Here is an 8550-nt window from a genome sequence, read left to right on the forward strand (position 1 = left end):
CCTCCCCCCGACCCCCTGCCCCCGCTTCGCGGGGGAGGGGGAGAACTGCGGTTTGCGCGTCGCCACGGCACTCGCCCGTGCCAAACCCGTCGGCGCAGGCCGACATCACGCGACTTCAGTCGCCGGGGTGCTGGGGCCGCGCCGTCCGACGGGCACCAAGATGCCGACGCCCCGGCCCCGCGCGCAAACGCGCACGAAGCCGGGGCGCCGAACGGGGCCGTTGCAGGCTGTCCCCTGTACCCTGTCCCCTGTAACCCGCAGTTGCAGGCTATTCCCTATTCCCTATTCCCTATCACCTATTCCCTGCCCTACTCGTACCGCAGCGCGTCCACCGGGTCCAGCCGCGCGGCCTTGAACGCCGGGTACAGGCCAAAGCCCATCCCCGACACGGCCGCCGCCAGCAGCGACGCACCCACCGCCCACAGCGGAATGGCCGCCGGGATGGGCGTGAACGCCTTGATGAGGAACGCGAACGCACTCGCGATCGACAGGCCGATGATGCCGCCGATGAGCGTGACCGTCATCGACTCCACCAGGAACTGCCACAGGATCTCGCGCGGCGTGGCCCCCAGCGCCTTGCGCACGCCGATCTCCCGCGTGCGCTCCGTCACGGAGATCATCATGATCCCCACCACGCCCACGCCGCCCACGATCAGGCCCACGCCCGCCAGCACCAGCATGACGATGGCGAACACCCCGATCACGCCGTTCACCATGTCGGCCAGGGCCTCCTGCCGCATGAGCGCGAAGTTGTTCTCCTCGCCGGGACGCAGGCCGCGCAGCTGCCGCATGCGCGCCATCACCTCGTCCATGGCCTCTTCCTGCGTGGCGCCGGCGGCGGGCACCACCAGCAGCTGCATCCAGTCCGGGTCCGCGTCCAGCCGCTTGATGGCCGTGGTCGTGGGGACGTACGCGCGGCTGCTTTGCCCCGCGCTGAAGATGTTCTCCTGCTCCCGGAACACGCCCACCACGCGGAACAGCTGCCCCCGGATGCGGATCTCCTTGCCCACGGCGCTCACGCCCTGGAACAGCGTCTCGGCCAGCTGCGGGGTGATGACGGCCACGTTGGCCGACCGCTCGAACTCCGCGTTGGTAAAGTTGCGCCCCTCCACGAAGTCGCCCTGCGTGTAGTCGGGCCAGTCGGGGCTGAAGCCCTGCAGGTTCACCGACGGCACGCTGCGCGAGCGGTACTTGACCGTGCCGCCCGCCCCCGTGAAGGTGGCCACCGTCTGCACCGTGGGCAGCTGCTCCAGCATCTCGGCGTCGCGGAACGTCATGGGCGGCTTGCCCTCCCACGGCTGCCGCTGGCTGCCGTTGCTGACCATGCGCACCTGCGTCTGGTCGAACCGGTCCACGAAGAAGTTCTTGGGGCCGATGGCGTTCAGGCTTTCCATGATGCTGCCCTGGAAGCCCGAGATGGCCGCGGCCATCGTCATCACCGTGGCCACGCCGATGACGATGCCCAGGATGGTGAGCGACGCGCGCACCTTGTTGCTGCGCAGCTGCTCCAGGGCGATGAGCACGCCGCCCTTGGCGGATGTAAGGTTCATGGCGTCTCCTTATTCCGACCGCAGGGCCACGATGGGATCCAGCCGCGCCGCCCGCCACGCGGGGTACACGCCGGCCGCCAGCCCCACCCCGATGCCCAGCGTGAGCGCCAGCCCCACGGCCCCGCCCGACACGCGCGCCGGCAGCGGCGACACGGCCGACACCAGCGACGCCAGGGCAATGCCCAGCCCGATCCCCGCCACGGCCCCCACCCCCGAGAGCGTGCTGCTCTCGATGAGGAACTGCGTGAGGATGTCGCGCCGCCGCGCACCCAGGCTCTTGCGGATGCCGATCTCCCGCGTGCGCTCCGTGACCGACACGAGCATGATGTTCATGATGACCACGGCGCCCACGATGAGCGACACGCCCACGAGCATGGGCAGCACCATGATCATGAACGACGAGATCTTTTGCCAGAAGCCCAGGGCGCTCTCGGCCGTCTCCACGGAGAAGTTGTTGTCCTCGTTGGGCCGCAGCCGGCGAATGGTGCGCATGAGGCCGATGATCTCCGACTCGGCCTGGGGCAGCAGCTCCGCCCGGTCCACCTTGAACGAGATGTCCTCCACCCGGTTTGCCTGGGGAAACACGCCGCCGTCCAGGGGTGACTTGACGGGGGCGATGGCCATGCGGTCCATCGACATGCCAAAGAGCGAGCCCTGCGCCTGCAGCAGCCCGATCACCTGGTAGGGAAAGCCCCCGATGCGCACCGTCTGCCCGATCACGGGGCGCCCCTCGAACAGCTCCTTGGCCACGTCCACGCCCAGCACCACCACGGGAACGCCCCGCGCGGCCTCGTTGCGCGAGAAGGGCCGCCCCGCCTGGAAGTCCAGGTCGCGGATGGCAAAGAAGTTCTCCGACGCCCCGATGACGTTCACGCCCTGCACCTCGCGGCCCTTGCCGTCGCCCACGCGCGCCGTCTGGTCAAACGAGTACGAAAGCCGGCCGGGGGTGCGGATGTTGGCCGCCAGCCACTCGGCCTCGCCCTGCGTGAACATCGGGCGGCGCTGCCACTCGCGCCACGTCTCCTCCGTGGTGGGGCCGGCGTTCACCTCGGGCACGCGGCGCACGAGCACCGTGTTGTGGCCAAAGATGCGGCCCGCGAACTCCTCCTCCATGTACGCGTCCATCCCCTTGAGCAGGGTGATGACGGCGATGAGGAAGGTCACGCCCACCACGGTGCCCAGGACGGTAAAGAAGGCCCGCAGCTTGTTGGCGCGGATGTTGGCCAGGGCGATGCGCACCGCCTCGCGGATGCCCATGGCTCAGGCCTCCGCGCCGACGGGGACGCGGTGCCCCGCGCCCACCGCCACCGGCGTCTGCCGCTGGTCGGCCGACACGCGCCCGTCGCGCAGCGTCACCACGCGCTCGGCGTGGGCGGCAATGTCGGGCTCGTGCGTCACCATGATGATCGTCTGCCCCTCGCCGTGCAGCCGGGCGAACAGGCCCATGATCTCTTCCGACGTCTGCGAGTCCAGGTTGCCCGTGGGCTCGTCGGCCAGGATGATGCTGGGGCGCGTCACCAGGGCGCGGGCAATGGCCACGCGCTGCCGCTGGCCGCCCGACAGCTGGTTGGGGCGGTGGTCCATGCGCTCGCCCAGCCCCACGTGGCGCAGGGCCTCGGTGGCGCGCTCGCGCCGCTCGCGCTTGCCCACGCCGCCGTAGACCAGGGGCAGCTCCACGTTCTCCAGGGCCGTGGAGCGCGGCAGCAGGTTGAAGGTCTGGAAGACGAAGCCGATCTCGCGGTTGCGCACCCGGGCCAGCTCGTCCTCGTTCATCCCCGCCACGGGGTGCCCGTTGAGCACGTACTCGCCCGACGTGGGCGTGTCCAGGCACCCGATGAGGTTCATGAACGTGGACTTGCCGGAGCCCGAGGGCCCCATGATGGCCACGTACTCGTTGCGGAAGATCTGCAGGTCCACCCCGCGCAGGGCGCGCACCGTCTCCGCGCCCAGGTCGTAGTGCTTCTCCAGCCCCCGCGCTTCGATGATGGCCGAGGGGCTCATCCCTGCCTCCGCTCGGCCTTGCCCTTCTCGGCGCCCGTGCCCTTCTCGGCCGCCGCGGGCTCCGGCACGCGCACCATGTCGTCGGCCTCCAGCTCGCGCACGGTGGCGTAGCTGCCGCTCACCACCGTCTCGCCGCCCCGCAGGCCGCTCACCACCTCGAAGTAGCGGTCGCCGGCAATGCCGATCTGCACGGGCACCCAGGTGGCCTTGCCGTCGCGGACGACGAACACGCCCTCGACCTCTTCCTCCTCGCCGCGGGCGCGGGCCGCCTGGGGGGCGTCCTTGTCCTCTTCGTTCGTGCGGAACTTCTTGCCCTCGCGGTCGCGGACGGTCAGGGCCAGGATGGGCACGCTGAGGGCGTTGGCGCGCGTTTCGGTGACGATCTCGGCCGTGGCGCTCAGGTCGGGGCGCAGCTCCGCGGGCGGGTTGTCCAGGGTGATCACCACCTCGTAGTCCACGGACTGCTGATCGGTGCTGCCGCCGGCCGTGGGCTGGATGGACGAGTTGCCGATGCGGGTGACCTTGCCCGGGAAGGCGCGGCCCGGGAAGGCGTCCACCTTGATGCTGGCGCTGTCGCCGATGGTGAGCCCGGGCACGTCCGTCTCGTCCACCTCCACCTTGGCCTCCATCACCGACAGGTCGGCGATGGTGAGCAGCAGCGAGCCGGGGTTGTTCATGGTGCCCACGACGGCCGTCTCGCCCAGCTCGATGTTCAGGCGGGTCACGCGGCCGCTCATGGGCGCCACGATGGTCGTCTTGCCGAGCTGGTCGCGCGACTCGGTGAGGGCGGCCTGCGCCTGGTTCACGGCAAAGCGGGCGGCTTCGAGCTCCTGCTCGGCCACCTGGGCCTGCGTGCGGGCGTTCTCCACGTCGGCCGTGCTCACGAGCTCGTTGGTCTGCTGCAGCTGCTCGGCGCGGCGGTAGTCGCCCTGCGCCTTGGCCAGCTGGGCGCGGGCCTGGGCCTCGCGGGCGCGGCTTTGCTGCACCAGCGCCTCGTTGCGGCGCACGGCCGAGGTGTACTGGGTGGGGTCGATGCGCAGCAGCACGTCGCCCTGGTTCACCCACTGGCCCTCTTCCACGCCCAGCTGCACCACGCGGCCGCTGATGTCGGCGCTGATGTCCACCTTGCGCTTGGGCTCGATCTTTCCGCTGGCCGTCACCACCTCCACGAGGGTGCGGCGGGCCACCTGCTCGGTGGTCACCTCCACGCCCTTGTCGCCGCCGCCGCGCAGGGTGAGCGCGCCCAGCACACCGATGCCGATCACCACGCCGGCCACGATCAGCACCTTCTTCTTCGTCGACATCACCGGTTCGTCCTGTTCTCGGGTGGGGGCCCGCGTTCTATCGAAGGGAGCGACTGACCAGCGCCTCCAGCGCGGCCAGCGACTTGTGGTACGTGTACACGGCGTCGATCACGGCGCGCTCGGCCTCGGCCAGGCGCGTCTGCGCATCGGTCACCTCCAGCGAGGTGGCGGCGCCCAGGCGAAAGCGCTCGCGGGCCATCCGCAGCTCCTCGGCGGCGTTGGCGGCCACCTCGCGCTGCAGGGCGGCCGTGCGGTAGGCCGTCTGCAGGCTCAGCAGCCCGCCGCGCACGTCGGAGCGCAGCCGCTGCTCCTGCGCCGTCACGGCCAGCCGGGCGTCGCTCTCGGCCACGCGGGCCTCCTGGATGCGGCGCTCGCGGCTGAGCCCGTCGAACAGGGGGAGCGAGATGCTCATGCTGGCCTGCAGGGGCTGCCGCTCGTAGCCGAAGGGAAAGTTGGGGTTGCCCGCCTCGACCTGGCGGCGCACGGCGTCCTGCACGGCCGGGTCGCTGGTGTCGAAGACGGCGCAGTTGGTCGTGGACAGGCCCACGGCGGCGCGCAGGGCGTTGTTCTCGTTGCACGAGGCGTAGGCGCCCTGCATGCCGCTGAGCTGCTGCTGCACGAGGGGGTTGATGTCGCCCGCGCTGTACACGGAGCCCGTCATCCCCACCTGGAAGCTCAGCGAGGGCAGGTAGGCGCTGCGGGCGGCGCGCACCTGCGTCTGCGCGGCGGTGGTGTTGGCGCGGGCCGTGAGCAGGTTGGGGTTGTTCTCCAGGGCCATGCGCACCAGGTCGTCGGCCGTCCAGCGGGGCTCGAACAGCTCGAAGCGGCTGCTGAGGGGCGTGCCCTGCGGCAGGTCCACGCCCATGAGCAGCCCCAGGCGCAGGAGCTCCGTCTCGTACGTGTTCTGCTGCTGCACCAGGGTGGCCTCGGCGCGGCCGCGCTCCACCTGGGCGCGGCGCACGTCCAGCGGGGTGCCGGAGCCCACCTCGAGCTTGGCGTTGGCCAGCCGCTCGTGCTCGCGGGTGCGCTCCACCTCGCGCTGGGCCTGGGCGGCCACCTCGCCGGCCTGCAGGGCCGTGAGGTACTGCTGGCGCACCTGCATCTCCAGGTTGGCCTCGTAGCCGGCGATGCGCGTGGTCGTCGCCTGCTCCTGCGCCCGCGCGATGCGGGGCTGCAGCAGCTTGGCGCCGCTCAGGTCGTAGCTCAGGCCCACGTTCCAGTTGCTGCTGTAGTACTCCGGCCGCTCGCCGAACACCTCGCTGCCAAAGCGCTGCACGCCCGACGCCGTGTAGCCGAACCCGGCGCTGGCGTTGGCGCTGGGCAGGAAGTCGGCGCGGGCGGCGCGGACGGCGGCGCGCGACGCGACGGCGTCGTTGCGCGTGGCCTGCATGTCGGGGTTGTTCTCGCGGGCGGCGGCCACGGCCTGCTCCATCGTCAGGCCGGGTCCCGCGGGGGCGGGCTGCTGCGCGGCCGCCGGGGCCGTGATGGCCGCGAGGGAAAGCGCCATGAGCCCGGCGCGCCGGGCAAGGATCGAAGTCGACATCGGGTCGAGCGGGCTTGGGATGTACCGAGAGAGGGGGGCGGGCCGGGGCCGCCACGTGGGCCACTACGGCGCCGCCCCCGCCAGGTTTCAGCCGCGGAGGGCGGCGAAGAGAACGACGATGGCGAGGTACAGGGCGAACACCACGCCCACGCCCGTCCAGGGCGACACGCGCCGGTTCACGGACGCCGCGCCCACGCCCACCAGCGCCAGCTGCCACAGGGTGAACACGCCCAGCGCGTTCAGCACGCGAAACGCGAACGTCTCCGCCTCCAGCCCGGGCACCAGCAGGGCCAGGCTCAGCTGGGCCGTGGGGTTGCTGCCCAGCACCATGAACAGCAGGGTCACGGCAAAGCCCAGGGGCATCACGAGCCCGGCGTGGCTCACGACGGCCAGGTGCTGCCGGTAGGTGGCGCCGCCGCCCATCATCACGCCGAAGAGGAGCGTGCACAGGCCCGCCACGGCCAGCGACACGATGGGCACCATCACCAGCTGGCTGACGACGGCGCCGATGCGGCCGAACATCACCATGGTGTCCATGCTGGGCGTGGGCCCGCTGCCCTGCGGCTGCTGGCGCATGGCTTCCTGGATCTGCGCCACGAGCAGGTCGCGGGGCATGAGCAGGGCGAGCGCGGCCGTGAGGACGACGGAGATGAGCAGCACGTCGATCCACGGCGCATGCGTCCCGAAGCGCTGAAAGAGCGCGATCGGGGAAAAGAACGTGTCCACGATGCGCCTGCCCAGCGGCCCGGGCTCCCGCGCGGGCGCGGCGTGGGGCTCGTGGACGGACGGCGACTCGGAGATGGGAAAGTCTGACATGGGACCTCACGGGAACGGCGGGAAGACGACTGGGGGGAAGCCGTGAATGTAACCCTTCCGACCGCGAAAGTTAAGCGTGGAGCCGATTCATGACGTACGCGAGGCGGATGGGAAGCCGTCGCGGACGCATCCAACGCGGGATGGCTCTACGGAACGATCACGCACGGGGCCTGCGGCCAACGGGGATAACGGTAACGGATCGGAAGACAAAACCGTTGACTCCGTTGACCGCAGGCCCCGTGTGAGAATGCTGTTCCCGCCCTGCCAGGAGGCTGTTGATATCGGAAGATGCCGATTCACTGGGCACGGACGACGAAGCGCCGGAGACCCGTAGTCCCCGGCGCTTCGTCATGCCCGCGTGCGTTCGCTCGATCCGGCCGATGCCGATCCGCCGTCAGCGGGGGATCTCGGTGCGCTCGGCGCGCCAGGCGCGGGCGGGGACCTCCACGCGCACCACGCGGTTGAGGGCATCGACCCACACGTGGTGCTCGTCGCCGCCCTGCGGGGTGACGACGAGGTGGAACAGCGTGGCCGACGCCCCGCCGATGCGCACCGTCTCCTCGCCGCGGCTGGCGACGGTGGCCACCACCTGCCGGTTTTCGCGCGGGATGATGACGGGCACGCGGCCCTGGTGCGTGCGCAGGGCCAGGAAGTGGTAGTGATGCGCCACGGCCTGGTCCAGCACCACGGCGCCGTTGCTGGCCACGTACTCGCGCAGCTGCTCGCCGGAGGGCGTGACGATCTTGGCGCTGAACCGCCCGCCGCCCACCGTGCCGATGGTGCGGCTGGGCGCGCTGCCGCCCACGCTCACCTGGTAGTCCACGGGGTCGGCGCCGATGCCGCGGGCGCGCAGCCGCGTGTCCAGCTCCAGCGTGCCGTCGGGCAGGCCCAGGCGCACGCGGCTGGTGGCGAGCACCTCGCCCGAGGCGCCGCTGCCCGTCTGGGTGATGCTGAACTCCTCCGTCCCCACCTCGCGGTCCTCCACGAACACGCGAAACGTGCCCGCGTCGTTGCCCTGGGCCGCCGCCGGCGCGGCGGCCAGGGCGGTGAGCGCTAGCGCGGAAAGGACGAACGTACGTGCGATCTTCATGCGTTTCCTCGTTGGATGGGCGCCGTTCGCCAGGCGCGAAATGCCCGTTGCCCGGCGTCGGTCCGCACGCTCCGTACCCCGTGGGGCGGCAGGGGTTTCTCGCGGACACGGCGGAGAGGGTGGAATCAGGGGCGGACGAAGGGCAGATTCGGCGACGAGTGCGGGGGCGGACGATGTGCGGGGAGGAAAGACCCGTCGCTGCGCGACGGGGGGCCCTCTCCCCCGCCGCCTGCGCCGCTCGTTCCT

At 71.1% G+C, this 8550-nt stretch carries 7 protein-coding genes; all 7 read right to left on the reverse strand.

The window, feature by feature from the left end; all coding sequences use genetic code 11:
* Positions 1 to 308 precede the first annotated feature (308 nt).
* The 7 genes from VFZ20_RS01800 to VFZ20_RS01830 all read right to left on the reverse strand — a co-directional run bounded on the left by VFZ20_RS01800 (position 309) and on the right by VFZ20_RS01830 (position 8304).
* A complete protein-coding gene (locus VFZ20_RS01800; RefSeq protein WP_329682102.1) occupies positions 309 to 1550 on the reverse strand; it encodes an ABC transporter permease in 1242 nt (413 codons plus the stop codon).
* A 9-nt stretch (positions 1551 to 1559) separates the two neighbouring features.
* Entirely contained in the window at positions 1560 to 2807 is a 1248-nt protein-coding gene (locus VFZ20_RS01805; protein ID WP_329682103.1) for an ABC transporter permease, read from the reverse strand.
* Between the two features lie 3 nt (positions 2808 to 2810).
* Positions 2811 to 3551, reverse strand: a complete 741-nt coding sequence (locus tag VFZ20_RS01810) for an ABC transporter ATP-binding protein (protein ID WP_329682104.1) — start codon at positions 3549 to 3551, stop codon at positions 2811 to 2813.
* Complete coding sequence (locus tag VFZ20_RS01815; protein ID WP_329682105.1) at positions 3548 to 4855, reverse strand: efflux RND transporter periplasmic adaptor subunit; 1308 nt, start codon at positions 4853 to 4855, stop codon at positions 3548 to 3550. Before VFZ20_RS01815 ends, VFZ20_RS01810 begins: the two co-directional genes overlap by 4 nt.
* A gap of 37 nt (positions 4856 to 4892) precedes the next feature.
* Positions 4893 to 6398: a TolC family protein gene (locus tag VFZ20_RS01820; protein ID WP_329682106.1), complete on the reverse strand. Its 1506-nt coding sequence runs from the start codon at positions 6396 to 6398 to the stop codon at positions 4893 to 4895.
* Positions 6399 to 6485: 87 nt separating this feature from the next.
* Positions 6486 to 7214, reverse strand: coding sequence for a YIP1 family protein (locus VFZ20_RS01825; RefSeq protein ID WP_329682107.1), 729 nt, complete (start codon positions 7212 to 7214; stop codon positions 6486 to 6488).
* A gap of 394 nt (positions 7215 to 7608) precedes the next feature.
* A complete protein-coding gene (locus VFZ20_RS01830) occupies positions 7609 to 8304 on the reverse strand; it encodes a hypothetical protein (RefSeq protein WP_329682108.1) in 696 nt (231 codons plus the stop codon).
* Positions 8305 to 8550: the final 246 nt, after the last annotated feature.

It is taken from the genome of Longimicrobium sp., from assembly GCF_036280135.1.
GTDB lineage: Bacteria > Gemmatimonadota > Gemmatimonadetes > Longimicrobiales > Longimicrobiaceae > Longimicrobium.

Bases quoted from the DNA above. Each gene is read 5' to 3' on its own strand.
- VFZ20_RS01800 (WP_329682102.1), bottom strand. From the start codon at position 1,550: ATGAACCTTACATCCGCCAAGGGCGGCGTGCTCATCGCCCTGGAGCAG.
- VFZ20_RS01805 (WP_329682103.1), bottom strand. From the start codon at position 2,807: ATGGGCATCCGCGAGGCGGTGCGCATCGCCCTGGCCAACATCCGCGCC.
- VFZ20_RS01810 (WP_329682104.1), bottom strand. From the start codon at position 3,551: ATGAGCCCCTCGGCCATCATCGAAGCGCGGGGGCTGGAGAAGCACTAC.
- VFZ20_RS01815 (WP_329682105.1), bottom strand. From the start codon at position 4,855: ATGTCGACGAAGAAGAAGGTGCTGATCGTGGCCGGCGTGGTGATCGGC.
- VFZ20_RS01820 (WP_329682106.1), bottom strand. From the start codon at position 6,398: ATGTCGACTTCGATCCTTGCCCGGCGCGCCGGGCTCATGGCGCTTTCC.
- VFZ20_RS01825 (WP_329682107.1), bottom strand. From the start codon at position 7,214: ATGTCAGACTTTCCCATCTCCGAGTCGCCGTCCGTCCACGAGCCCCAC.
- VFZ20_RS01830 (WP_329682108.1), bottom strand. From the start codon at position 8,304: ATGAAGATCGCACGTACGTTCGTCCTTTCCGCGCTAGCGCTCACCGCC.